The following is a 25,275-nucleotide window of genomic DNA, read 5'->3' on the forward strand; positions in this document are numbered from 1 at the left end:
TCATGGGCAAACCATCAACCCTGATAAATGCAGCCAGGCGAATACCCATTATTTCGAACGTGAATAAAGATCGAAGGAGAGCAAAGTCCCATCGATCCCACGATGGACGCGACGGTCTGGCACTTGTTAGGCTTTGGCGCTTGCAGCGGTGATTTCAGAGCGGTGCAGACCCATCCACGGGCGAAAATCTTCGCCCTCATGAGCGCGCAATCTGCACGAGGCGTTATGGAATTACGTGAACTTGATCTCAACCTTCTGCTGGTCTTCAACCAACTGCTGATCGATCGCCGGGTATCGACGGCGGCGGATCATCTCGACCTGACCCAGCCCGCTGTAAGCAACGCGCTCAAGCGACTGCGTATCACCTTGAACGACGAACTGTTCGTTCGGACCTATCAAGGCATGGAGCCCACCCCCTACGCCCAGCAGCTGGCTGAACCGGTCGCCATGGCCATTCAGACCTTGCGTGATGCGCTTAACCGCCAGGACACCTTCGACCCACTCAACGGCAATCGCCGCTTTACCATGGCGATGACCGACATTGGCGAAATCTACTTCATGCCGCGGCTGATGGATGCCCTGGCCGAGCGCGCTCCGGGTTGCTCGATCAGCACCCTGCGCAACACCTCCGATACCCTGGCCGAAGGCTTGCAGAACGGGGCGATCGACCTCGCCGTCGGATTACTGCCGCACCTGCAGGCCGGATTTTTCCAGCAGCGCCTGTTTCACCATCGTTATGTCTGCATGTGCCGCAAGGACCACCCCGCTACCCGGGAACCGCTGACCCTGGAGCGTTATTGCAGTTATGACCACGTTCGCGTGGTAGCGGCGAACACCGGGCACGGCGAAGTCGATACGTTCCTGGCGCGGGCCGGCATCGAGCGAAACATATGCCTGGAGGTCCCCCACTTCGTCGCAGTAGGCCACATCCTGCAACGCACCGACTTGATGGCAATGGTGCCTGAACGATTTGCCAGCAGTTGCGAACAACCCTTCGGGCTCACGGTGCTGCCGACGCCGGTAGAACTGCCCAACATCGAAATCAACCTGTTCTGGCATGCACGCTATAACAAGGATCCCGCCAATCGCTGGCTGCGTCAGCTGATGTTCGAGTTGTTCTCTGATTAATTCACCTGAGCGGTTTCTTTGCGCCCAGGCCTTGCAGTAACGTGCAGCACCTTCGTCGCACTGCAAGGACCTGTCGTTAAGTGAAACTCCATCAAATCAAGGCACTGGTCGCCATCCACCAGACCGGCAGCATCAGTGAAGCCTCGCAGATTCTGCATGTCACCCAACCCGCCATCAGCCGATCGATCAAGGATCTGGAGAGCGAACTGGGCCTGGCCCTGTTGCAGCGATCCCACAAGGGCATGTCGCTCACCGACGAAGGACGCCGCATCATTCGCCATGCACAGTTGACGGTCGAGAGCATGCGACGCCTGCAACTGGAGGCGGAAAACATCAAGGATATGCAGGTCGGTGAAGTCACCATCGGTGTCACTTCCCTGACATCGGTGCTCAAAGGCCTGGGCGAATGCATTGCCGGGTTCCAGACCAGGAATCCGCGTGTGCGCATCCGCCTGGTGGATCTTCGGCCCAACCTGATGCTGCAGCGACTGCGGGACGGTACGCTGGATTTCGCCATTACCTCGCAACAGCATACCCAAAGGCTGAACCTGGATTGGGAGGCGCTGAGCCGCATGCAGGGCCTGGTGGTCTGTCGAAAAAACAATCCGCTGCGCCATTCCCACTCGCTTCGTCAGTTGCAGTTCGCCAACTGGATCAGCCTCGATGCCATCGACGATCACTCGTCGCAGTTCTATCAAATGTTCGAAGACAACGAGATTCCTCCACCGCAGCGGATTACCGAGTGCTCATCGGTATTGTTGGCGCTTGATCTCCTGCACCACGCCGATGCTTTCATGACGCTCAGCGAAGCCGGCATGGAAAATTCACTGCCCAAGGGGCTCAATGAAGACCTGGTACAGGTCAGGATCGAAGAAATCATCCCCGAGTACCCCATTTACCTGGTCTGTATCGACCGCAATGCGCTGACCACAACGGCTCGTGACCTTTATTACGCGATCAGAGACGTGCTCTCAAAGCATCAAACAGCGGATTCTTCGCGCTAGCGCAGGCCCGAGAAACTTAAGAAAAACGCAACGATATGCCTAACGGTTAAGTCTCTCCCCATCCGTTGGGCCCGGTCGCCCTAACCTCCCGGATAGAGGGCCGGAACTTGCAGCAACCGCCTGCGCGCTGTGCCAGCAAGACGGCGCCGCTGTCGTCAAACAGTGCGTGTGATCGATAATCGGGCAATATCGCACCGAACTGGCGCCGCCTTTGCCAAGGGCGGCTACGCATCTTAACCAACGGTTAATCCTCGAAGAAAAGCGCAAGTGCGCAGTGACAGTGTTTGCCGGATATTCGGGGCACAACAAAACTGTCACAGGAAAAACCGATGACTACCCTGCAAGCGCCCCCCCTCCGCTGCGCCGCGACGCCCCCCGCGATCGGTTCCAGGAAAGCCACTGTCGCCTGCGCGCTAGGCAACGCCCTGGAAATGTATGACTTCACGATCTACAGCTTCTTCGCCGTGGTGATCGCGAAAAACTTCTTCCCCGCACAATCGGCCATGGCCTCGCTACTGATGTCGCTGGCCACCTTTGGCGTCGGCTTTCTCATGCGCCCGGTGGGCGCCGTGGTGATTGGTCGCTTCGCCGACCGCCGGGGTCGCAAGGCCGCGTTGAGCCTGACGATCAGTCTGATGACCTTCGGCACCGCGCTGATCGCCTTCGCGCCGTCCTATCAGGACATAGGCCTGTTCGGCACCTTGATGCTGGTGGCTGGCCGCCTGACCCAGGGCTTTTCCGCCGGCGGAGAAATAGGGACAGCATCGGTGTACCTGATGGAGTCCAGCGCCACGGCCAATCGCTGCCGCAATGTGAGTTGGCAGGCTGCGAGCCAAGGCTACGCGGCCATGGTCGGGGCTGGTCTCGGTTTGCTGCTCAACAACGCGTTGAGTGTCGAGGACCTTGAAAGCTGGGGCTGGCGCATCCCCTTCATGCTGGGGCTGCTGATCGGACCGCTGGGCTGGTACATCCGCCGTTGCCTGCCGGAAACCCACGAAGCCGAACCGAGCAAACGCGACGGTCGGTTGCGTGATCACATCGACCTGCGGCACACCCTGCTGGCGATCGGCCTGATGGCCAGCGCCACCATCGGCATCTACCTGTTCATTTTCTACATGCCCGCCTACCTGACGGTCACCCTGGGTTACCCGCAGCGCAGCGCCTTGGCCATTGCCTGCGTGGCCAGTGCCTGCCTGGCGGTCATCACGCCCCTGGCCGGGCGCTTTGCCGATCGCCACGGCCTGCGCAAGAAACTGCTGGCCTGGACCATCACCCTGCCCGTGCTGATGGCGTGGCCTGCCTTCTACCTGCTCGGTTTGAGCACAAATTTGTGGGTGGCGATGTTCGTCATCGCGATGCTGGTGCTGCCTGGCTGTATCGGTTCGGGTGCTTTCTTCGCCCTGATCATGGAAGCCTTCCCGAAAAATCGCCGGGCGCTGGGCACCGCCGTCAGCTACAGCTTCGGCGTCACCCTGTTCGGCGGCTTCTCGCCGTTGATCGCCACCTGGCTCACGGCGGCCCTGGATAACCCCCAGGCGCCCGCCCTGTACCTGCTCGCCGGCGGCGCCATCAGCCTGGCGTGCCTGGCGGTATTCCCCGAAAACCCTGGTCGGGAGTGACCTGATGAATGCATTGACCCAAACCCAAACCCCGGCCGAACTGGACCTGGATGCTTTCATCCAGCTGCGCCGGGACATCCACCAGAACCCTGAACTGGGCGCGCACACCCCGCTGACCGCCGAACTGGTGGCCAGCAAGCTCGAAGAATGGGGCTACGAAGTGCATCGCGGTATCGGTGGCCATGGCGTGGTCGGTGTACTGCGTCGAGGCAGCGGCACTCGTCGCCTGGGCCTGCGTGCCGACATGGATGCTCTGCCGATGCAGGAGAACAACCGCTTCGCCCATGCCAGCCGGATCGCTGGCCGCATGCACGCCTGCGGCCACGACGGCCATACCGCCATCCTGCTGGCTGCCGCGTGGCGAATCGCCCGGTCCGCCGACTTCAATGGCACCCTCAACCTGATTTTCCAACCGGACGAGGAAGGCCTGGGCGGCGCCAAGGCCATGATGGACGACGGTCTGTTCACGCGTTTTCCGTGTGACGCGATCTTTGCCTTGCACAACTTGCCGGGAATACCGCTGGGCACCGCTGTGGTCCAGGCCGGCCCCACCATGGCCTCTTCGGAATGCGTGAAGGTTTTGATCAAAGGTCGTGGAGGTCACGGCGCAATGCCCGAGCGCGCCGTAGATCCAATACCGGTGCTGGCCAGCATGATCAACGCGATCCAGACAGTGAAGTCTCGCAATCTGTGTGTTGATGAACACGCCGTGATCAGCATCGGCATGGTCGAGGCCGGCACCGTCTACAACATCATTCCCGACACGGCCTCGATGCTGATCAGCGTGCGCACAGACACTGCGCAGACCGAAGGCAAAATCAATCAGCGCCTGGCACAGATCGCTCAAGGTCATGAACAGATGTTCGGCGTCGACATCGAACTTGAAACTACGCAGCTGGCGCCAGCGCTGGTCAATACGGCGACGGAAACGCAGATGCTTCGTCAAAGCCTGGAGCCGCTATTCAAGCCCGGTCACTTGTTACCCCAGGCGGCGAAGATAATGGCGACAGAAGACTTCGCCTGGATGCTGACCGAGGTTCCGGGCTGCTACTTCTTCCTGGGCAACGGCGAAGGCGAGTTTCATGGCTGCTCCGTGCATAACCCCCACTACGACTTCAATGACGAGCTGATTCGCATCGGCTCTGACTGCTGGCTGAAACTGGTGAAGGATTATCTCTGCAGCCGCTAAACCGACAACCCGCTTTTGAACGACCGCCATCAGGCCCACTGCGGCCTGATGGGCTAGTCGGGCCACGCCCTGCCCGCGCAAAAACTCCATAACGATGACTCGGCGACTTACTTCTTATCTGCCCTAAAAACAACAACAGGCAAGGTCTATGTATCGCACAGGTAATTTGGCGTTATTCACCGTCGGCTCGCTGGCGGCCGCAGTTTGTTCTTCCCAGGCCCAGGCCCAGGAACAAGGTTTTGTGCAAGACAGCTCACTGACGCTCAATACCCGTCAGTGGTACTCACACGAGGTCGGCCACAAGGATACTTTTTTCAAACTGCAAACACCCGACGGGGTCCGCAAGCTGCGTGACCGTACCGCCTGGTTGCAAGGCATCAGGCTCGACTTCGTTTCCGGTTTTACCCAAGGGCCGGTCAAATTTGGCCTGGATCTGTCGACCTTCTCGGCCGTGGCGCTGGAACGCAGCCGCGAAGCCGCGGCAGGCGGCAGTAACCGATTGCTGGTGAACCAGGACGGCGATGTGGTCGATGACTGGAGCAAACTCGGCATCGCGGCGCTGAAGTTCAAGGTTGCCGACACACTGCTCAAGGTGGGCAGGCAGCAAGTCCGGACGCCGATGATGTCCTACACCGACACCCGAACCTTGCCTTCATCGTTCAATGGGGTGACCCTGGAAAGCCGTGACATCGAAGGTTTGACGATCAAGTCTGGCTACTTCGACAAGGGCTCGCCGCGTACGGGAGCCGGAAGCCAGGACTTGACGCCCACTTATGGCTCGCCCCTGGTCACCAGTGACTTCAACGCTTACGCCGGGGCCGACTACCTGTCGAGCGCGGGCTGGCGCAGCAGCGCCTACGTCTCTCGCTTCGACGATATCTGGGATCGCCAGTATCTGGGCCTGGGCAAAAAAACCAACTGGGGGCCGGTCAACGTCGATGTGCAACTGGATGCCTATAACACCCGGTCCAGTGGTCGCGAAATCGGCGGCAAAATCGACCAGCAGGCCTACGGCCTGAGTATCACGCCGCAATGGCGCAACCACTCGCTGAAGATCGGCCTGCAGAAAATCAAGGGTGACGAATATTTCGATTATCCCTTCGAGTCCAATGCCATCAGCCTGCCCAATATCATGATGTCCTTCTTCAACGGCCCCAATGAGCACTCGATCGGGGCGTTCTACAGCAACGACCTGGTCGCTTATGGGCTACCGGGCCTGAAGACTACGCTCTGGTACATCAAGGGCATGGGCATCGACGGCAGTCATTACGACGGTGGCCCGAACGGCATCTACAACTCGGTACTCAAGCAACAGGGTGAAAGCCACTATGAAGTGGGCGTCAATGCCAGCTACACCGTGCAATCGGGAACCTTCAGGAACATCAGCCTGATCACCAGTTATTCCTCGCACCGTGCCAGTGACTATCAACTGGAAGGCAATGAGGACGAGCTCAGGCTTATCGTCAACGTACCGATCAAGGTGTTCTAGGCCGCTCATTCGGCTGCCTGGAGCCGGCCACCCTGCATTTGCGGGTCATCGCCCGAAGTGGTAGTAAGCCAAAGTCATTCGCACTGACGGCTTTTGCACGGCCCGCTATTGCGGTAGTTGCCGCAATAGCGGGCCGGGGTGTGTGGCTATCAACTTGAAAGTAAATTAGAAAGGCACGGTCAGTTTCACCCAGTAAGCCTCTCCCTCTGCCCTGTTCCGAACTTGGGACTCCTGCTGCCATTTAGCAGTCAAGAACCAGCCCTTATCACTGGTGTATTTCACCGAAGGGCCAATAGCGAATACCTTGCCTTTATTGTCCTTTATGGTATCGCCATCTTGTCGGTCATCCGTGGTCTGCTGGTAAATGTACCCCCCCACCCCCACGACCCAGCCATTACCAAGCCCCCAACCCACTGCGTAATCCATGTGTAACTCCTGACCTGAGCGGTAATCAGTCGCTTTATTGCGCAGGTTGAAGTCATACATGGTCTTGGCATCGATGTTCAGCCCGTTCGGGTCGATATAAGACACCGCTAATACAGGCTCGATCACCCAGTAGTTACGACCGAGGTTGGCCAAGTCATTTTTATCGTACTCGCCGGTGGGCGCGATAAAGTCCAGGGCGACAATGCTGTGAAGTTTCTCGCTGTGATGAAAGCCGAGTGCCGGACCAAAAATCATGTCGCCCAAGCCCTGTTTGCTTTGCGATTGCCCGTTGAGCTCTACTTTCAAATCCACGAGTGGAGCGATTGCGTGGAAAGCCAGGCTCCCCCCGAATACTTGTTGCTCAGTGACCCAGATCAACCGCGGCGCAATGGCGTTGGCCCGCACCCTGAAATCCACCGGCACTTTGGCGCCGCTATTGTCACGCAGTGAATCGGCCTCGTAATGATTGACGAAGAACTGCGAATAAAGACCCGGTGGAGGCATCGCCCCCGACATGTAGTTTTCAGAACCCATGGGGTAGGAGGAACCGCCGTTCTCGGTGGCCTGAACCCCAATGCTGGTGGCGGCCAGCAAAATCAAACCGGCGTGGCACAGATGACGAGCGCAAGTCTTGTTTGGTACTGCTTTCATAGTTGATGACCATTTTGTTGTTTTTATAGTCAGCCGGTACCCTGCCGGTTGTCGGCAAACCAGCAGGGTTGGCGTTTTTTCCAGGGTGAAATCAGATTTTTTTGAAGAGCGCCGATCTGGTGCTTTCGGCTGCGCCATCCGCGGCGCTATAGAAGCGTTCCATGAAAATGTCGCGCTCGAACAATCGCCCCTGCATCAGGCAGGTGATGGCTGCATCAATCATCACTGGTGGTCCGCACAGGTAGGCCTTGCGGCTGCTGAAACGCCCTTCGAAGTGCTGTTTCGCAGCGTCATGGACGTAGCCCTTGAAACCTTTCCACTCCTCGTCGTCCTCCGCTTGGCTGAGCGCAGGTACGTAGGTGAAATTGCTGAACTCGTGTGCCAGTTCTTCAAACAACTCGCGGTTGTAGAGCTCAGCTCGATTGCGTGCGCCCTGGAATAGCACAATCTGGCGGGTATCACCGGCTTCCAACAGATCGAGAATCATCGACTGAGGACTCGACAATCCCGAGCCACCGGCGATGAATATCAGATCACCGCTTTGTGATGTTCGTACGAAGAACTGGCCATAGGGGCCGGACAATTCCACTGCGTGACCGACTTGAAGTTGATCGTGGATCAGGGTGGTGGCCAATCCACCGTCTACACGGCGCACGTGCAGTTCAACTTCGTCTGCGCGCCTTGGCGTGTTGGCCAGCGAGAACGCCCGCGTCCCTTCAACACCTGGCAGTTGCAGGTTGATGTACTGACCGGCCTGAAACGCCATGGGCCGGTCGAGTTTCAGATGCACGCCCTTGATGGTGGGCGACAGATCCTCAAGCCTGGTGACAACCGCTTGATAGTCCTCGACAGGGTGTCCGAGGAAGTCCGGGTCGGCGTCGATATCCGCTTCGATCACCATGTCGCTTTGAGGAATGGCACAGCAGGCGAGAACCTTGCCTTCATCCCTCTCCATATCCATCAAGGCGAATGACGATGCCGCCCCCAGATCTGCCTCGCCTTCGAGCACCTGGACCTTGCAGGTGGCGCAGGTACCGTGGCCGCAGGCGAAAGGCAGCCAGACACCCTGACGCAAGGCGGCCTGCAGGATGGTCTGGCCCTCCTCCACTTCGATTTGCTCGCCGGTGGGTTCGATGGTTACTTGGTAGCTCATGACCGGTTCCTCAGTTGAAAGTGCCGGCAATGCCGTTCAAGCCGGGTGTGTTCATATGCAGCAGGCTTTTATGGTCTATGCCGTTATCGATCAGGCTGGCCGCGTAGTCCGGAGTGAAAGGCCGGTCGTTCAATCGCCACAGTGCCTGGCTGAAGTCGACACGAGGGGCATCCGGATGTTGCGCAATGGACGACTTCACGACCTGCTCGATGAACGCTGCGAATGGCATGGTCGGTGGCAGAGGAAAGGTAAAGGGCGCGCAGAACATCAGGTGTTTTTCCCAGCACAGGTACACCAGCTGCAGGCCATTGAAGTTGTCCTGGCTATCCAGGGGTTGGGCGCTGTAGGCACCAATGGCAGTCACGGGCATGATCTTGTCCTTCTTCTTGTCAGGTAGTTTGCAAGCGGATGCGAACACCCGCTTCGTCGCTCAGCGCCAGGCCTCAACCGGTCTTGCGCAGATCCGGATCGGCAGGGGTAGTCGGCGCGCTGTTACGATCATTCGGGTGCCAGTCCTGCCAGCGTCGATGCTCGGCGGAGCCCAGGTACTCGAAGTTGTCCTCACCGGAATTGATGTTGTAGTAATCGCGCACAACTCCCTCGACATCGCCAGCCCCGCAGTTGCCCTGGAGGATCTGGTGCACCGGCAACCAGGCCTGTATGTACTTCGTGGGTTCGTACTCGAAAATGTCGCAGCAACCCTGGGAGCAGAAGTGATAACGCTCACCCTCGTGCTCAGCGCTGCGATGACTCAAGGTCGTGAGCTCATCAGGCTCGGTAAACCCCAGCGGGATCTGGCAGATCTGGCAGAGCATCGGTAGCGTCGGGTTGTAGAAGCGCTCACCCTTCTCTTGCAGCGCGCGCCAGTGCTCGTAGCGTGGGCGGTAGATCTTGTCGAAGGTGTCCGGGTACTTGGAGGACAGCCAGTCCAGCTCCTCGTCGGTCGGCATCCAGGTGTGGAAGTTGGTTGCCTGGCTGTACTGATAGAAGATCGACCACGCCTGATGGCTGATGTGGTCCTTACCGATATTGGCTTCTTCGACATGCTTTGGCGGACGGATGCCATAACGCTCCAGGTCCTTGAACAGCGCACCACCGGCCTCTTCGAAGTACACGCCCCAGGCTTCGGACCAGGACATGACTTTGTTGGGCAGCATGTAGTCCATCATCATCCCGACCAGCGTCAGCAGGCGGTAGCCGCGCCAGAACCACTTGTCGATCCAGCGCTGGATGATCGGCACGTTGTCCTCGTGTTGCTCCAGCAGGAACTTGATCACCTCAAGACCGAGGGTCATGTGCCGGGCTTCGTCGGACTGTGCGGAGAAACCGAAGGTCACCGTGGCCATGTCGCCGTTGAACGCGGCACCCGACATGAACGGCACGAACAACAGGTTGGTCAGCACGTATTCGAAGGAGAACGAGATCGCCGTCAGGAACTCGAACGGACCCGCCGTGCGCGCATCTTCGAAGAAAGACTTGGGCACCGAGAGGAACCACACACGGTCATGCATATGGGCGAAATCATGCAGGCCGTTGAAGTGCTTGTTGTAATGACTCATGGCGTGAATCTGCGTCTGCACGTGACGCAGTTCGTCGATCGCCTGCATCTGGCAAGCGATGCGCGCACCCGCGCCGCTGAACTGCCGGCCAACCCGGGCGAAGCCCTGGTAGGCCTGATACTCCAGTGGTGTCACACCGGACAGGAACAGCTTCAGCGCGTTGACATAACGGGCGTCCGACAGCGTGGTATGGCCGTTGTTTTGCGAGAAGGCATCGAAGATCGCGTACAGCTTTTTCTCTTTCTCGGCCTGGTATTTCCAGTAGGTGTCCATGGTCAGGCGGAACGGGTCTTCCCACTTGTCCCAGTCGGTAATCTTGATCCCTTCGAAACGCTCGTGGGGGTAGATGTCCTCGTGAGTCTGGTAGCTGGGTTCCCAGTCCAGGTCGCGGGTCATGCAGCGATATTTTTCTTTGGCATTGAGGCGTTTTTTCACGGCCATGCTGGCTCTCCAGAATTCTTGTTATCGAACAAACGCTAACGGCGCGATGGCCGCACTCAGCTGTTCCAGTGCAGGGAAAAACTGTCGTCCTCTTCCTCGACGTTGCCGCCCAGGGTGATCACGTACATCAGCATTTCCTGGATATCCCAAGGAGTACCGGTGATCTGCTCTACGGTTTCGCGACGAATTTCAAGGCGATTACTGGCTTCGATGCGGATCATCGACGGCTGATGCTGGACAACCGCGTGGGGGTTGTCGGTCGTGATGGCTTCGACGATCGAGCGTGCGTAATCGGTGTCTTGCAGGTTGATGTAAACGAGGGAAGTCATGCGGCAGCTCCTGTCAGGCCAATTTTTTTCAAGCGAGCGGTGAAATCCGCCTGGACGGCTTCCAGTGCAGCAACACCGAGACCTTTGGCTGCCAATGGGGCCAAGGCTTCAAGCGAGCGCTGGCTCCAGCGATCGACCCAGCCTTGCACCATTGCCTTGTTTTCAGGGCTTTCGTTGATCACCGTTTTGAGCAGGGCGTCCACCCAGCGCTGGCTGTCGGCGAACCACAGGCGCATGAACTCGGTCAGCATGCCGACCTGGCAGGCACCGTTGGCCGACAGATGCTCGTCGAGCTTGTGGAACATCAGCGGGTAAACCAGGCCATCGCTGACCACGTTCTGCGCCACGGTCAGTTCGAACCAGTCACGTATGACCAGGGTGTCTTCGACGTAGCGGCGCATCCCCTGCCAGGCAGAATCGTTGAGCCACAACTGTTTGGCCTGGGCGAGAAGCTGGACGTCGCCGTCATCGAGCATCAGTCCTATGCGCGAAAGGTATTGAGCGATGCCCAATCGATCCATCGCCTGGAACATGTGCATCTGCGTGACGCTGGTGCCGAAGCCATCGGCGGCGATGTTGCTGTTGTTCATGTTCGCGCCCAGCTCCGCATGGCGCAGAGGCAGCAACAGCGTACTGATCAGCCGGATATTTTCTGGCGACAGGCTGGCGAGCATGTCGCGCTTCTCACAGAAGGCGTAATCGTGCTCGGCGTTTTCCTGCATCTTGGCCCGGGCCTGGACATAGGCACCGTAGTAGTACTGGCGCGGATCGCTGACGGCATACCAGTCGGCCATGACCACATCGGTACGGGTGGCATCGTTGAGCAGTTTGTCGGGTTGCCACAGCGGCCGATAATGAAAATTGGTCGCCGATTCCAGGTCGAAACTGGCTTCCTGATAACGGCTGGCAACCTTGTCGCCAAAACGGCGACGGGTATGGCTGAAGGTGTTGCGGATCGTCTCGACAGTCGTCGTCTTGATCTCGACACTCATGGAGCGGTCTCCTGTAGTTGTTGTTGTTTGGGGGGGCGGCTTATTCAGCTTCGCGGGAGTCGCCGTAACGCCACTTGCGTGCATCGGCGTCCAGGGCGTCGGACATTTGCGCGTCCATGTGTTGCACATGGTTGTTCTGGCAAAACTGCTTGAAGGCTTGATGCGGCAGCACCAGCTCGACAAACAGCTCCGGGTAGCCGATTGCGAAATCGAATTCGACAAAGGCATCTTCCGGCTTGCTGCGCACTCGGATGAAGCGCGGCATTTGGTCGAAGTTGCTACCAGGTTGGTTCATGCTCGGGTACTCCCCTGTTGTTCTGCAGGGAGACGGAGCAACAACGGTGCCAGCAACAGCAGTGAGGAAAAAACAAAAAATATATATCTTATAAAACAGATAGATAAACCACTCTCCAGGGTTCTGCTTTCTAATCCCGGGGTTAATTTGGAGTGAGTGCTGATTGCGACGATTTGATCATTTGATCAATCCCGGGCCTGCCGATTTGAGCAAATAGCCCATACATGACAATGACCATTCGGACTATCCTTGACCCTGTGTTGGCGATGCCTTCAAGACAGTTTTCAGGACGCTCCGGATAGGGAGTTTTCAAGGAGCGCAAGTAGCAAGAGTTCTGGTTCGCACCCCCAAAACGCGCCTCAGCCTGGGCGTAGGGTGACGAATCATCCCCACCAACAAAAAAGACTTAGGGGTGTGTTTGCATGACCATGAAGTACCGAGCCTCGGAGCACTCCGCGCTGCTCAAGGATCTGACCGATCGCATCCACTTCCTCGGCAGTGAGGGGAAAATCTGGCTGGATGAACAGCGGATGATGCTGATGCAGGTTTCATCGATGGCATCGTTTCGCCGAGAGCTCATCGAGACGATCGGCGAAGAGCGTGCAAAGGGGTTTTTCCTGCGGCTGGGCTATCAGTCCGGCCTGAAAGATGCTGAATTGGCCCGCAAATTACGCCCCAACGGCAGTGACATCGACATGTTCCTGATAGGCCCTCAACTGCACTCGCTCAAGGGTATGGTCAAGGTACGTCCGATCGTCATGAACATTGATATCGAGGCAGGAACCTTCTACGCCGAAATCGAATGGATCGACTCGTTCGAGGTCGAGAACCATCAGAGCGAGCAGCTGCATTCCGATCAACCCGTCTGCTGGACCTTGCTCGGGTACGCGATCAGCTATTCGTCATTTTTCACGGGTCGTCAGATCATCTACAAGGAAGTCAGCTGCCGCGGCTGTGGCGACAGCATGTGTCGCATCATCGGTAAACCCGCTGAAGAGTGGGAGGATGCCGATACCTTCATGCGCTACTTCCAGAGTGATCCAATCATCGATGAGTTGCGCACCCTGCAGCTTCAAGTCGAAAACATGAATCAACGCCTCGAGTTGCGTGAAGGTCAGTTTTACGGGATTGGCCAATCTGCCGTTTACCGCAAGACCTGTGAACTGATTGACAAGGTCGCGCCAGGAAAAGCATCCGTGTTGCTGTTGGGTGAAACGGGCGTCGGAAAGGAAGTCATCGCCCGCAGCCTGCATTTGCGCAGTGAGCGTGCGGGAGGTCCTTTCATTGCCATGAACTGTGCGGCAATCAGCCCGGACCTGATAGAAGCCGAGCTGTTTGGCGTTGAAAGAGGCGCGTATACCGGTGCACAACAATCTCGCATGGGCCGCTTCGAGCGGGCACATGGAGGCACCCTGTTTCTTGACGAGATCATCGAACTCTCTCCACGCGCCCAGGCGAGTTTATTGCGTGTGCTGCAGGAGGGAGAACTCGAACGGGTGGGCGATAGCCAGACTCGACGAGTGGACGTGCGCGTAATCGGCGCGACACACGAAGACCTGGGCCAGGCGGTAAAGGATGGAAGATTTCGAGCCGACCTCTACTACCGCCTGAATGTCTATCCCGTTCGAATTCCGGCATTGCGTGATCGTCGCGAAGACATCCCCCTCTTGATTGATCACTTCCTGGAAAAGTTGCACCAGAGCTACGAAAAAAAGACCCTCGGCCTATCCGATCGTGCCTACGAGGCGTGCTTGCGCTATGACTGGCCGGGCAATATTCGCGAGCTGGAAAACCTGCTGGAGCGTGGTGTGATCATCACGGACAACAACAAGACGATATCGGTGGAGGCGCTCTTCCCGCACATGTCTGTAGAGGCACTGAGCATTGGGCTGTCGAGCGAAGGTAACCTGGTCAGCCAGAAGCTTCAGCCCGCAGATGATTGGGTGGACAGGCTCCTCGATATGGGGGTGAGTCTGGATGACGTGGAACAACAGCTGTTACAGGGCGCTATGGATCGAGCGAATCAGAACGTCTCGGAAGCTGCCCGCTTACTTGGCATAACGCGACCAGCGCTGGCCTATCGATTGAAGAAGCTGCCCGTGGGCTAAGGATCAGGTTGAGGTTCGCAGGTGGGGGCGAAAGGTTGCAATCAGCTCTACGGAGTAATCGCCACCTTCATCACCCCATCCCTCTGATGAGCAAACAAATCATACGCCGCTTCAATGTCATCCAGCCTGTAGCGATGAGTCACCAGCGGCGACAGATCCACCCCGCCACTTTCCACCACCGCCATCAAGCGCCGCATGCGTTCTTTGCCGCCGGGGCACAAGGTCGTGATGATGCTGTAGTCGCCCAGACCGGCAGCGAAAGCGTCCAGCGGAATGCGCAGGTCGCTGGAGTAAACCCCCAGGCTGGAAAGCCGACCACCCGGACGCAAAACCCGCAGTGCCGACTCAAACGTACCCTGGGTGCCCAATGCCTCGATGGAGACATCGACACCACGCCCATCGGTCAGGGCCATGATCTGTTCAACCACATCGCCGTCCTTGAAATTGACCACATGGGTTGCACCCAGTTGTTTGGCGACGCTCATGCGTTCGGCGACCGCATCGACGCCGATAATCGTGGTCGCGCCTTTAAGGCGTGCGCCGGCCACCGCGCAGAGCCCGATAGGCCCCAGCGCGAACACCGCGACGGTATCGCCGATTTCCACCCCGCCTCGCTCGGCCCCGGAAAAGCCGGTGGACATGATGTCCGGGCACATCAGCACCTGTTCGTCGCTGAGGCCGTCCGGTATCGGGCACAGATTGGCCAACGCATCCGGCACCAATACGTATTCAGCCTGGCAACCATCGATGATATTGCCGAATTTCCAGCCACCGGTGGCCCGAAAACCGTGCCGGGTGTCCGGGCCATCCTGTGAACCGCAGCCGCACAGGCAGGCGTAACTTTGCCCGCTGGGGGTGATTGCGCCCGCGATCACTCGCTGGCCTTCGGCAAAACCGCGCACCTGCGAGCCCAGTCGTTCGATGACGCCGACTGGCTCGTGGCCCACTGTCAGGCCTTTGGCGACAGGGTATTCGCCACGCAGGATATGCACGTCGGTGCCGCAGATCGTGGTGGTGGTTATGCGAACCAGGGCATCGAGCGGGCCGACTTCGGGTATGGGTTTGTCGTCGAGCACTATCCGGTTTTTCTCGACGAATACTGCGGCTTTCATGGTGGCCATGGTGATCCCTCCTGATCAGTGCTGCGATTGAGTTCAGCACGAAATCGGGAGGCTGACGGATTGCCGGATCAAAGGTTGATCGCGCGCTGTATGCCTTCAGGTACACCGCGTTATCGTTCATCGCGGGCAAGCCACGCTCCTACGGGGGAGGCGCAAAGGTATCGGAATGGCTTTCCAATACATCAATAAATCCAGATGTCAGCCTCAATACATATGAATTTTCTTTGATGTTTCCCCGCTTTAAGCTCCTTGTCACTCCTTTCCCGAAGGAGCTCGTTTCGTCGGTACGCCTGAACGAACAAGGCGATCCTAAAAATAAATGTGTCTGCCGACTCAAGGAATTCCTATGTCATCTACACGGCAAAGCGCCGATGAACACCTGCTGCACAGCCAGGGCTATGCCCAGGAGCTGCATCGGGGGCTGTCTCTGTGGTCATCATTTTCGGTCGGCTTCGCCACGGTTTCGCCCGTGGTCGGTATCTATTCGGTCATGTCGCTGGGTGCCATGAGTGTGGGTCCTTCGTGGGTCTGGATCGTGCCGTTGTGCCTGGCGTTGCAATTGCTGGTGGCCCTGGTCTATGCCGAGCTGGCCTCGCAGTACCCGCTTGCCGGTGGTTGCTACCAATGGGTCAAGCGCCTGGCGGGCGATCGTTGGGCGTGGTTTACCGGGTTCATGTACCTGGCATCCGCACTGGCCTCGTTAACCACCGTGGCCTATTTGGGCGGGTTCTGGCTGTGGCTGTTTTTCACAGGCTTACCGCCTTCCGCCAACGCCCAGGTGTTCAGTGGTGCAGTGTTGTTGCTGCTGGGTCTTGGGGTGAATCTGTTCGGGATCAACCCGCTCAAGTATTTCGTCAATGCCGGCATCATCGCCGAGGCGATTGCCTCCATTGGCATCGGCGTATTGTTGCTGCTGTTCTTCCGCAACCATTCGTTGTCGCTGGTGTTTGAAGGCCTGACGTCTACGCAGGGTTCCGACGGTTCCTACCTGTCGGGCTTCCTGACAGCCATGGCCGTGGGTGGATGGGCGTTCCTCGGTTTTGATGCCTGCTCGCAAGTGTCCGAGGAAACCGCAGACGCCCGCACATCGACCCCACGGGCCATCTTGCGCTCGATGATTCTGGTCGGGCTGACCGTGATGCTGACTGCGTTCGCCGTCACCCTGTCCTACACCGACACGGCGGCGATGGTGTCCGGGCAGGTCGTCGACCCGGTCACGCCTGCTGTCGTCGATGCCTTTGGCGCCTGGTCGGAACGGCCATTCGTGGGCATCGTGCTGGTCGCGTTCATCGCCTGTGTCGTCTCTGTCCAGACCTACATCGGTCGTGCCGTATTCGGCATGGCACGGGACTCGATCCTGCCCGCATCAAAGCTGTTGCGCCGCGTGGACAAGCGCAAAGTGCCTTTTGCCGCCATGCTGTTCAGCACGCTGTTTGCCAGCTTCGGCCTGGCCCTGGGCTTGAACGCAACGGCCGTCGGCACCCTGATCGCGTTTGGCAGCGGCGGTTTCTTCGTGGTGTTCCTGATCGTGGTGACCTGCGCCCTGCTCGCTCGCCTGAGCGGTAAATGGAAAGCCGAGCCTGGCGTGTTCAGCCTCGGCCGCTGGGGTGTGCCGATCAACCTTGCCGCGTTCTTCTGGCTGGTGTTCGAAAGCATTAACGTGGCCTGGCCACGGGAATCCCTCGCCCCACCCGGTGCGCCCTGGTTTCAGGTCTGGGCGGTGATCCTGGTGTTCTCGATCCTGGCGGTACTGGGCCTGATCTACATGGTCTACGCCAAACCCTATCAACGCACCGTCAGCCCCCACCTGCACGTTCAATAACGCCCTTGTCTTGCCGTGCAAGGCGCCTCTCCTGCGCCTTGCCGATCTGGAGTTTCAGATGTCCCTTCACTATTGGAATTACCCCACGGATATTTTCTGCGGACCGAGTGCGCTCGATGCGTTGGCGGAGCGCTGCACCTTGCTGGGCATGCGCAATCCCTTGCTGGTCACCGACCCTGGCATGTTGTCCCTGGAACCCTTGGTGCTGCTCAAGGCTCACCTGACCCAGGCCGATATACCGTTCAGCGTGTTCAGCGAAGTCGCCAGCAACCCGAGCATGGCGGACGTGGCCCAAGGCGTTGCTGCGTTCAAGGCCGGCAAGCATGACTCACTGATCGCCCTGGGCGGCGGTAGCGCGATGGATGCCGCCAAGGGCATCAGCCTGGCGGCCGTCGACGGGCAAGGACTGCAACGCTTCGAATGGTCCCAGGTCATCGCCCACTACCCCACCCTGGCGGACTTTCCCCGCCTGGGGTTGCCACCTTTGATTGCCTTGCCGACCACTGCTGGCACGGGTTCGGAACTCGGCCGCGAAGCCGTGTTGACCCAGAGCGAAGAGAACGTCAAACGGGTGATCAGCCACCCTGAACTGCTCCCGGCCACGGTGATTCTCGACCCGGTTTTGACCCGAGGCCTGCCGCCCACCCTGACGGCGGCCACGGGCATGGACGCTTTGACCCATCACATTGAAGCCTTTTGCTCGCCCCTGTATCACCCGATGTCTTCGGGCGTTGCGGTGGAGGGCATTCGCCTGATCCAGCAGCACTTGATCAATGCCCATGCCGATGGCCAGGACATGGTCGCGCGCGAAGGCATGCTCGTGGCTTCCGCCATGGCTGCCGTGGCCTTTCAGAAAGGCCTGGGCGGTGTGCACGCCCTCGCCCATCCGCTGGGCGCCCGCTATCACAAGCACCACGGCTTGTTGAACGCGATCCTCCTGCCCTATGTGCTGATGGCCAACCGGGAAACGATTGCCCCGGACATCGCGCGGCTGGCGCGCTACCTGGAGTTGCCGCAAGCGGATTTCGACGGCTTTCTCGATTGGGTGCTGGACCTGCGCAAACGCCTCGGCATTCCTCATTCATTGGCTGAAATCGGTCTTGATGCCGACGCCGCGTCCTGGGTGGGAGAACAGGCGCTGGCCGACATTTCCTCATCGGACACCAATGCCTGCGTCCTCAGTGCTGACGACTACAGCCAGATTTTCCGCAACGCTGTACAGGGCGTGCTTCAGGGAGTACGACCATGACCGCCGCCCATTACATCGACGGCCGTTGGGTAGCCGGTGAAGGTGTCGACTGCATCACCGTCTTCGACCCGGCACTGGGCCAACCCTTTGCCGAGCTGACTGCAGCGAGTGCCGCGCAAGTCGATCAAGCCATTGCCGCCGCGCGCCAGGCACTCCCCGGCTGGCGCAACCTCAGTGGCTCGCAGCGCGCAGCTTATTTGAATGGTTTTGCCGAACAGATCGAAACGCGCCGCGAAGCACTGATCGCGCTGCAGATGCAGAACAACGGTAAACCCCGCCATGAAGCCGTGGTGGACATCGACGATGCCGTCGCGACGTTTCGCTATTACGCAGTCCTGGCTGAAGCACTCGATGCCCGGCAGGACCGTGATGTGCCGCTGGCCGTACCGGGTTTCAATGCCTACACGCGCCTTGAGCCGGTGGGTGTGGTGGGCTTGATCGTGCCGTGGAACTTCCCGTTGGTCACCAGTGCCTGGAAGCTCGCACCGGCACTGGCCGCCGGTTGCACGGTGGTGCTCAAGCCGTCGGAGGTCACTCCGTTGATCGAGCAGGCCTACGGCCACATCGCCGATGCACTGGGCCTGCCCGCGGGCGTGCTGAACATCGTCGGCGGTAAAGCCGAAGTCGGCGCAGCGCTGAGCAACCATGCAGGTATCGACAAGCTGTCATTCACCGGCAGCAACGCCGTCGGCAGCCAGGTCATGCGCAGCTCGGCCGCGCATTGCCGCCCTCTGACGCTTGAGCTGGGTGGCAAGTCCGCGATTGTCGTTTTCGACGATTGCGACCTCGATCAGGCCGTTGAATGGATCGTCGCCGGTATCTGCTGGAATGCCGGGCAAATGTGCTCGGCGACCTCGCGACTGCTCGTGCAGGACAGCATCGCCGATGCATTGATGCAGCGCCTGAAGAGCGCATTCGAAACACTGCGGGTCGGCAATCCGCTGAATGGCGAAGTCGACATGGGCCCGCTCACCAGTCAGGCGCAATGGTCCAAAGTGTCGGAATACTTTGCCATCGCTCGCAGCGAAGGCTTGCATTGCGTGACCGGCGGCGACGAGCAGCGTGACCCGGGCTGGTTCGTCAACCCGACCCTCTATGCGGACGTGCCGGTCACCAGCCGCTTGTGGACCGAAGAGATTTTCGGCCCGGTGTTGTGTACCCGTCGCTTCTCCACGGAGCAAGAAGCGCTGGCATTGGCCAACGACAGCCGCTTTGGCCTGGTGGCTACCGTCATCAGCGCCGATCTGGTTCGCGCCGAACGGGTCGCCCAGGCGCTGGAAGTCGGCCACGTCTGGATCAACTCGATCCAGGCGGTGTTCGTCGAGACGTCCTGGGGCGGCACCAAGGGCAGCGGCATCGGTCGTGAGCTGGGGCCGTGGGGCCTGGCCGCCTATCAGTCGGTCAAACACATCACCCGCTGCCTTGGCTGACAGGCTTAGAGGTTGTGCTCGGCCAGCAAGTCATCGATGAAGGCACGCACGGCTTCGCTTTGCGGGTGACCGACGTGGGTGATCATGCTGTGTTGTACCTCGTAGCGTAGCGTCGCCGGCTGCAACGCGCGCATTTGTCCGCTCGCCAGCCAGGGCCGGGCGTAATGGGCCGGGAGATACCCCAGGTGTGTCCCGGCCAGTACGCCATGGGCCACCGCTTCCATATGATGGGCGGTGGCTGAAGCGCGCTCGGGCGTCACCGGCAGGACCTGGTCGGCCGGCAGGAAACCATGCCTGATCCAGTCACTGGCCTGCAGCTGTTCGACAGTGGGCGCATCGACCGAGAACAGCGGGTGCCTGTCCCCGCAGAAAATGCCGATTTCTTCCTTGTACAACGGCTGGTAGGCCAGCGTCGGCAACGGCCGGCTGAAATAGGAAATCGCCAGGTCCAGTTGCCCATCGATGACCGCCAACTCAAGCTCCGTGGGCGAATTGACGAAGATGTGCACGTGCATGTCGTGGTCGCGCTGATAAAAACGGCCGATGGCCGCATCGATCCGGGCGGTGGGCAAGGTCGCGATGTTATCGGCCAGGCCGAGATACAGATCACCCACCAGGCGCCCGGCCAGGTCCTGTGCCTCGTCGCGAAATGCATCCACCGCGCCGAACAACGCTGCCGAAGCCTTGAGTATCCGCTGGCCTTTTTCGGTCAAGCGAAACCCGCCCTTGCCGCGCTCGCAGATGCGATAACCGAGGCGTTTTTCCAGGCTTGAAATGTGCGTGCTGATGTTGGATTGGCTCATGTTCAACTCGGCCTGCGCAGCCGTAAACCCACCGCACTTCACGACGATGGAGAAAATGCGCAACAGGCGCAGATCCATGTCCGTCACATTTCTGAGCACCGATGATCTCGCTTTCAGTTGAATGGGGCGCATTGTCGGGCGCTAATGGAAGAGGTCCATTCAACGATCGGGGCCTGTTGCGCGTCAATCTAAGTTTGTGCAAAAGCTCGAAAACGCGCCTCGAATCGATCTCAGCTGTCATGCCACAGCAGCGTCTCCTGCGCGGGTGCTCGCGTCGTGTAGAAGCCATTGGCAGGTGAATCGTGGTCGGCATAACCAAAGGAAACACCACAGACCACGAGCCGGTCCTCGTCGATGCCGAAATGTCGACGCACAAACCCGGCGTGGCTGGCCAGCGCGGCCTGCGCAATGATCCCCAGGCCCAGTGCCTCGGCTGCCAACAGCAGGTTGGCTACGTAGCCGCCGCAATCGACTGCACCATAAGTACCCAGTGTGCGATCACTGGTAATGATCGCGACATGCGGCGCGTCGAACAGTGAAAAATTGCGCAGGGTCTGTTGCTGGCTGGCGACCCGGTCGCCCGGCGCGATGCCGATGCTTTCGTACAGTTGTCGTGCGCATTCACGGCGACGCTGCTGATAGACGCCCTGGTATTCACCGGGGAAAGGCAAGTCCGGCGCCGCAGAGCCCGTCTGCAGCTCGTTGATATACGCGGCGCGGAAGCGCTCGGTGGCATCGCCCCGGGTCACGATGACCTGCCATGGCTGCGTGTTGCACCATGACGCAGTGCGTTGCGCCAAGGCGAACAGGCGAGTGATCAGTGCGGGATCGACGGGTTGTGGAAGAAAGGCGCGGCAGCTGCGGCGGCGGTGCAGCAAACCCTCAAGCGCATCGAACTCGGTCGGGTTCATGATCCTGTCTCCATTGATGAAAGCCGATACCAGGCTAGTCTGCTACCAGATCCAAGCTTATCCAGAGAAGGTCGTGCATGTCCCACCCTTGAATGGGTGGGGGGAACGTCCGGGTTGCCCCACCCTTGCATCCAAGGCTGCTATCAAACCATTTGCGTTCCAGGAGGGTCTGTTTGTCGGCACTTCAATCCGCTTGCACGGTCACTTGTCGCTGCTCGCCCAACCCCGTGATGCCCAGCCGAACCGTCTGCCCGGCACGCAGGAACACCGGCTGTGGCTTGATGCCCAAGCCGACGCCCGGTGGCGTGCCGGTGGAAATCACATCGCCCGGTTGCAGGCTCATGCAGCGGCTCAGGTAGGCAATCAATTGCGGCACATTGAAGATCAGCGTGCGCGTGTTGCCTTGTTGGTAGCGGTGTCCGTCGACCTCCAGCCACAGGTCCAGCGCATGGGGGTCGGCAACTTCATCGCGGGTGACCAGCCACGGGCCGAGCGGGCCGAACGTATCGAAGCCTTTGCCCTTGTCCCAGGTGCCGCCACGCTCCAGTTGCCATTCACGCTCCGAGACATCGTTGATCACGCAGTAGCCGGCGACATGCTCCATGGCGTTGGCTTCATCGATATAGCGCCCGCCTTTGCCGATGACCACGCCGAGCTCCACTTCCCAATCCGTCTTGAGCGAGCCCCGCGGGATCTCGAGGTTGTCGTTCGGACCGCAGATGGCGCTGGTCCATTTGTTGAAGATGATCGGCTCCTTGGGCACTTCCATGTTCGACTCGGCCGCATGGTCGGCGTAGTTCAGGCCGATGCAGATAAATTTCCCGACCTGCCCTACGCAAGCGCCAATCCGCGGCTGCCCAGAAACGATCGGCAGGCTGGCCGGATCGATCGCGGCTAGCGTCGCCAGGCTTTCAGGACTCAGGGCCGTCCCGGCGATATCCGCCACGTGGCCCGAGAGATCGCGTACCTGATTGTCGGCATCCAGCAGGCCGGGCTTCTCCGAACCTTTTTCGCCATAACGCAACAGTTTCATTTGCTTCTCCTGCTTAAACTGAAAAGTGTAACCCCTGCCCTTTCATGCCGTCTCCAGCTTCGCGGATGTGGTCGCGGTTTTTGCAGTTGGAGTGGCGGGCGTTGAGCAGGATGGCCACGACGGCCACCGCATAGGGAATGGCGGTCAGGAAGCCCATGTGCAAGCTGTTGGTGATACCGGTGCTCTTGATGATCGAGGGCATCCAGAACGTTGCCGTTTTCAAAACGTCGAATCCCGGGCCAGCCGGGCGTTGTCCTTCAATATTTCGGCAAACTCCAGGGCCGCCCCCACCAGCTGCTCGCCCTTGCGCGTGAGGATGCCGTAATCCTGCGGCACCAGGTGCAACGGCGTATCCAGGATCTTGAGCTGGCCGCTCTCGAGGAGCGGATTGACCATGGCGTTGGGCAGCATTCCGATCATGGACCCGCGTTGCAGCACCTGCAGGAAGGTCTGCATGGAGATGGTGTCGACGGTGTTTCGCGGCATGCCCACGCCAGCTTCGGCGAACGCCAGTTCCATGCGGCCACGAATGGGTGTACCCACCGGGTAGAGAATCCACGGCAAGTCCACCAATTGCTGCAATGAGAGGGGGCCGGCAGCGGCCAGCGGGTGTCGGTCGTTGACCACGATGCAGAACGGTTCGGGCGCCAGTGGCTGGAAGTCGTAATGCTGCTGCTGGCTTTGATCGGTGAAACGGGCGATGGCCAGGTCGAGTTTTTTCTCTTCTAGCATTTTCATCAGGTGGTTACTGGTTTGCTCCACCACCTCGATCGATAGCAACGGCCAGCGTTCCTTGATCTGCAAGATGGCTTCGGGCAACGCCACGGCGGTGGCGGCGAAAATACCGCCGATCCTGAGGTAGCCATGACCGCCTTCGCGCAGGCTGCTGATTTGTTCGACGAACGAGCGCGCGTCATTCAGGGCAATCTGCGCATAGCGCAGCACATGCTCTCCCAGTGCCGTAGGTGGCATGCTACGCGGCAGGCGTTCGAATAAAGCAAAGCCCAGCAGGCTTTCGATTTCCTTGAGCATCTTGCTGATGGCCGGCTGACTCAGATTCATCTGTTGCGCCGCCAGGTGCATGTTGCGGGTGCGCCCCAAGGTGTCGATCAGCTGCAAATGCCTGAATTTGAGCCATCCGCAAAAGTGGGTGAATGAAAGTTCCGACATGGGCACACCTCGCCAGGCGATAACTGTACGTTATCAATTATTGAAATTATCTCATTGGAGTTTATCGGCTGTGCGCCCTAGCGTGAAGTCTTTACGAACCAGGAAGATTGCCATGTCGCTAATGCTTACCCCCGAAAACACCCTGCCAGCCGATGGTGTAGCCGGAACCCTGATTGGCCGTGCCTGGGTACCAGGACGAATCGCCGGACCTTCGCCAATCGTCCTGCGCGCCGACGGCGTATTCGACCTGTCGGAGCATTTCGCGACTTTGAGTGACTTGCTGGAATCCGATGCTCCCCTTTCGGCAGTTCGCGACGCGCCCGGCATTTTCATCGCCAGCGTCGAAGCCCTGCTGGCCAACACGGGGCCCGACGCCGATCCATCCAGACCGTACTTGCTACCGCCCCTGGATTTGCAAGTGATCAAGGCTGCCGGCGTAACCTTCGCCGCCAGCATGATCGAGCGTGTGATCGAGGAGCAGGCCGGTGGTGATGCCGCCAAGGCTGAAGCCGTGCGGGCCACCGTGCACGGGGTGATCGGCGACAACCTGCGCTCGATCGTTCCAGGCTCCGAGCAGGCCATGCGCTTGAAAGCCTTTCTTATCGAACAGGACATGTGGTCGCAGTATCTGGAAGTAGGTATCGGTCCGGACGCGGAGATCTTCACCAAGGCACCGGTGCTGGCCTCTGTCGGCAGCGGCAGCCGGATTGGCATTCACCCGGGTTCGCAGTGGAACAACCCGGAACCGGAAGTGGTGCTCGCGGTAAACAGTCGCGGGCAGATCCACGGGGCGACCCTGGGCAACGACGTCAACCTGCGGGACTTCGAAGGCCGTAGCGCGCTGTTGCTGAGCAAGGCCAAGGACAACAATGCATCCTGCTCGATCGGGCCTTTCATCCGCCTGTTCGACGATCACTTCAGCCTGGACGATGTCCGCGCCTGCGTGGTCGACCTTGAGGTACAAGGTGAGGACGGTTACCGGATGCACGGATCGAGCTCCATGAGTCAGATCAGCCGGGACCCGCAAGACCTGGCCGGCCAGACCCTCAACGCCAATCACCAGTATCCCGATGGTTTCCTGCTGTTCCTCGGTACGCTGTTCGCCCCTACCGCAGATCGCGATCATGCCGGCAGCGGTTTCACCCACAAACTCGGTGACCGGGTCAGTATCAGCAGCCCCTTGCTTGGCAGCCTGCACAACCAGGTGACCCACAGTTCCGAGGCAGCGCCATGGACCTTTGGCGTGGGTGCCTTGCTGCGTAACCTGGCCGCCCGAGGACTGCTTGCACGCTGAAGCCCTGCAAGACCCGGATCGATGACCCGGCACTGGACATCCCTGCCTCGTAAACTCCT

Annotated in this window: 23 protein-coding genes; 10 read left to right on the forward strand and 13 right to left on the reverse strand. The window is 59.3% G+C overall.

The window, feature by feature from the left end:
• Positions 1 to 225: 225 nt before the first annotated feature.
• The 5 genes from NPS56_RS14875 to NPS56_RS14895 all read left to right on the forward strand — a co-directional run bounded on the left by NPS56_RS14875 (position 226) and on the right by NPS56_RS14895 (position 6,429).
• Positions 226 to 1,128 (forward strand): LysR family transcriptional regulator, encoded by a 903-nt coding sequence (locus NPS56_RS14875; RefSeq protein WP_274075285.1) that lies wholly within the window; start codon positions 226 to 228, stop codon positions 1,126 to 1,128.
• An 80-nt stretch (positions 1,129 to 1,208) separates the two neighbouring features.
• Positions 1,209 to 2,132: a LysR family transcriptional regulator gene (locus tag NPS56_RS14880; RefSeq protein ID WP_274075286.1), complete on the forward strand. Its 924-nt coding sequence runs from the start codon at positions 1,209 to 1,211 to the stop codon at positions 2,130 to 2,132.
• A 329-nt stretch (positions 2,133 to 2,461) separates the two neighbouring features.
• Positions 2,462 to 3,751 carry an MFS transporter gene (locus tag NPS56_RS14885; RefSeq protein ID WP_274075287.1) on the forward strand — a complete coding sequence of 430 codons (1,290 nt, stop codon included), beginning with the start codon at positions 2,462 to 2,464 and terminating at the stop codon, positions 3,749 to 3,751.
• Positions 3,752 to 3,755: 4 nt separating this feature from the next.
• Positions 3,756 to 4,940, forward strand: coding sequence for a M20 aminoacylase family protein (locus NPS56_RS14890; RefSeq protein WP_274075288.1), 1,185 nt, complete (start codon positions 3,756 to 3,758; stop codon positions 4,938 to 4,940).
• Between the two features lie 241 nt (positions 4,941 to 5,181).
• On the forward strand, positions 5,182 to 6,429 hold the full coding sequence (locus tag NPS56_RS14895) for an OprD family outer membrane porin (protein ID WP_274075289.1): 1,248 nt from the start codon (positions 5,182 to 5,184) through the stop codon (positions 6,427 to 6,429).
• A gap of 165 nt (positions 6,430 to 6,594) precedes the next feature.
• Here the strand turns inward: NPS56_RS14895 and NPS56_RS14900 are convergent, their stop codons facing one another.
• The 7 genes from NPS56_RS14900 to NPS56_RS14930 all read right to left on the reverse strand — a co-directional run bounded on the left by NPS56_RS14900 (position 6,595) and on the right by NPS56_RS14930 (position 12,275).
• On the reverse strand, positions 6,595 to 7,506 hold the full coding sequence (locus NPS56_RS14900; protein ID WP_274075356.1) for a SphA family protein: 912 nt from the start codon (positions 7,504 to 7,506) through the stop codon (positions 6,595 to 6,597).
• Between the two features lie 91 nt (positions 7,507 to 7,597).
• Positions 7,598 to 8,659 carry an NADH:ubiquinone reductase (Na(+)-transporting) subunit F gene (locus NPS56_RS14905; RefSeq protein ID WP_274075290.1) on the reverse strand — a complete coding sequence of 354 codons (1,062 nt, stop codon included), beginning with the start codon at positions 8,657 to 8,659 and terminating at the stop codon, positions 7,598 to 7,600.
• Positions 8,660 to 8,669: 10 nt separating this feature from the next.
• Positions 8,670 to 9,029 carry a phenol hydroxylase subunit P4 gene (locus tag NPS56_RS14910; protein WP_274075291.1) on the reverse strand — a complete coding sequence of 120 codons (360 nt, stop codon included), beginning with the start codon at positions 9,027 to 9,029 and terminating at the stop codon, positions 8,670 to 8,672.
• 73 nt (positions 9,030 to 9,102) lie between these two features.
• Positions 9,103 to 10,659 (reverse strand): aromatic/alkene/methane monooxygenase hydroxylase/oxygenase subunit alpha, encoded by a 1,557-nt coding sequence (locus tag NPS56_RS14915; protein WP_274075292.1) that lies wholly within the window; start codon positions 10,657 to 10,659, stop codon positions 9,103 to 9,105.
• 56 nt (positions 10,660 to 10,715) lie between these two features.
• The gene (locus NPS56_RS14920) at positions 10,716 to 10,988 is read right to left on the reverse strand and encodes an MmoB/DmpM family protein (RefSeq protein ID WP_274075293.1); all 273 of its coding nucleotides are present in this window, start codon (positions 10,986 to 10,988) and stop codon (positions 10,716 to 10,718) included.
• Positions 10,985 to 11,980: an aromatic/alkene monooxygenase hydroxylase subunit beta gene (locus tag NPS56_RS14925; protein ID WP_274075294.1), complete on the reverse strand. Its 996-nt coding sequence runs from the start codon at positions 11,978 to 11,980 to the stop codon at positions 10,985 to 10,987. Before NPS56_RS14925 ends, NPS56_RS14920 begins: the two co-directional genes overlap by 4 nt.
• A 40-nt stretch (positions 11,981 to 12,020) precedes the next feature.
• Positions 12,021 to 12,275 (reverse strand): phenol hydroxylase subunit, encoded by a 255-nt coding sequence (locus NPS56_RS14930; RefSeq protein WP_274075295.1) that lies wholly within the window; start codon positions 12,273 to 12,275, stop codon positions 12,021 to 12,023.
• A gap of 422 nt (positions 12,276 to 12,697) precedes the next feature.
• Here NPS56_RS14930 and NPS56_RS14935 point away from each other — a divergent pair, with 422 nt between their 5' ends.
• Positions 12,698 to 14,383 (forward strand): sigma-54-dependent Fis family transcriptional regulator, encoded by a 1,686-nt coding sequence (locus NPS56_RS14935; protein ID WP_274075296.1) that lies wholly within the window; start codon positions 12,698 to 12,700, stop codon positions 14,381 to 14,383.
• Positions 14,384 to 14,430: 47 nt separating this feature from the next.
• Here the strand turns inward: NPS56_RS14935 and NPS56_RS14940 are convergent, their stop codons facing one another.
• Positions 14,431 to 15,504: an NAD(P)-dependent alcohol dehydrogenase gene (locus tag NPS56_RS14940; protein WP_274075297.1), complete on the reverse strand. Its 1,074-nt coding sequence runs from the start codon at positions 15,502 to 15,504 to the stop codon at positions 14,431 to 14,433.
• A gap of 346 nt (positions 15,505 to 15,850) precedes the next feature.
• Here NPS56_RS14940 and NPS56_RS14945 point away from each other — a divergent pair, with 346 nt between their 5' ends.
• The 3 genes from NPS56_RS14945 to NPS56_RS14955 are packed head-to-tail and all read left to right on the forward strand — an operon-like array spanning position 15,851 to position 20,005.
• Positions 15,851 to 17,326, forward strand: coding sequence for an APC family permease (locus tag NPS56_RS14945; protein ID WP_274075298.1), 1,476 nt, complete (start codon positions 15,851 to 15,853; stop codon positions 17,324 to 17,326).
• Between the two features lie 58 nt (positions 17,327 to 17,384).
• Positions 17,385 to 18,575 carry an iron-containing alcohol dehydrogenase gene (locus NPS56_RS14950; protein WP_274075299.1) on the forward strand — a complete coding sequence of 397 codons (1,191 nt, stop codon included), beginning with the start codon at positions 17,385 to 17,387 and terminating at the stop codon, positions 18,573 to 18,575.
• Positions 18,572 to 20,005, forward strand: coding sequence for an aldehyde dehydrogenase family protein (locus NPS56_RS14955; protein ID WP_274075300.1), 1,434 nt, complete (start codon positions 18,572 to 18,574; stop codon positions 20,003 to 20,005). Before NPS56_RS14950 ends, NPS56_RS14955 begins: the two co-directional genes overlap by 4 nt.
• A gap of 5 nt (positions 20,006 to 20,010) precedes the next feature.
• Here the strand turns inward: NPS56_RS14955 and NPS56_RS14960 are convergent, their stop codons facing one another.
• The 5 genes from NPS56_RS14960 to NPS56_RS14980 form a co-directional block, all read right to left on the reverse strand.
• Positions 20,011 to 20,907: a LysR family transcriptional regulator gene (locus tag NPS56_RS14960; RefSeq protein ID WP_274075301.1), complete on the reverse strand. Its 897-nt coding sequence runs from the start codon at positions 20,905 to 20,907 to the stop codon at positions 20,011 to 20,013.
• A 131-nt stretch (positions 20,908 to 21,038) separates the two neighbouring features.
• The gene (locus NPS56_RS14965) at positions 21,039 to 21,719 is read right to left on the reverse strand and encodes a nitroreductase (RefSeq protein WP_274075302.1); all 681 of its coding nucleotides are present in this window, start codon (positions 21,717 to 21,719) and stop codon (positions 21,039 to 21,041) included.
• Between the two features lie 184 nt (positions 21,720 to 21,903).
• Positions 21,904 to 22,752, reverse strand: a complete 849-nt coding sequence (locus tag NPS56_RS14970; RefSeq protein ID WP_274075303.1) for an ureidoglycolate lyase — start codon at positions 22,750 to 22,752, stop codon at positions 21,904 to 21,906.
• A gap of 13 nt (positions 22,753 to 22,765) precedes the next feature.
• On the reverse strand, positions 22,766 to 22,975 hold the full coding sequence (locus tag NPS56_RS14975; RefSeq protein ID WP_274075358.1) for a hypothetical protein: 210 nt from the start codon (positions 22,973 to 22,975) through the stop codon (positions 22,766 to 22,768).
• Positions 22,972 to 23,922: a LysR family transcriptional regulator gene (locus NPS56_RS14980; RefSeq protein ID WP_274075304.1), complete on the reverse strand. Its 951-nt coding sequence runs from the start codon at positions 23,920 to 23,922 to the stop codon at positions 22,972 to 22,974. Before NPS56_RS14980 ends, NPS56_RS14975 begins: the two co-directional genes overlap by 4 nt.
• Positions 23,923 to 24,034: 112 nt before the next feature.
• On the opposite strand from NPS56_RS14980, the gene NPS56_RS14985 reads away from it, so the two are divergent.
• Positions 24,035 to 25,216 carry a fumarylacetoacetate hydrolase family protein gene (locus NPS56_RS14985; RefSeq protein ID WP_274075305.1) on the forward strand — a complete coding sequence of 394 codons (1,182 nt, stop codon included), beginning with the start codon at positions 24,035 to 24,037 and terminating at the stop codon, positions 25,214 to 25,216.
• Positions 25,217 to 25,275: the final 59 nt, after the last annotated feature.

The organism is Pseudomonas putida, assembly GCF_028682635.1.
In the GTDB taxonomy this organism is placed as follows: Bacteria; Pseudomonadota; Gammaproteobacteria; order Pseudomonadales; family Pseudomonadaceae; genus Aquipseudomonas; species Aquipseudomonas putida_AE.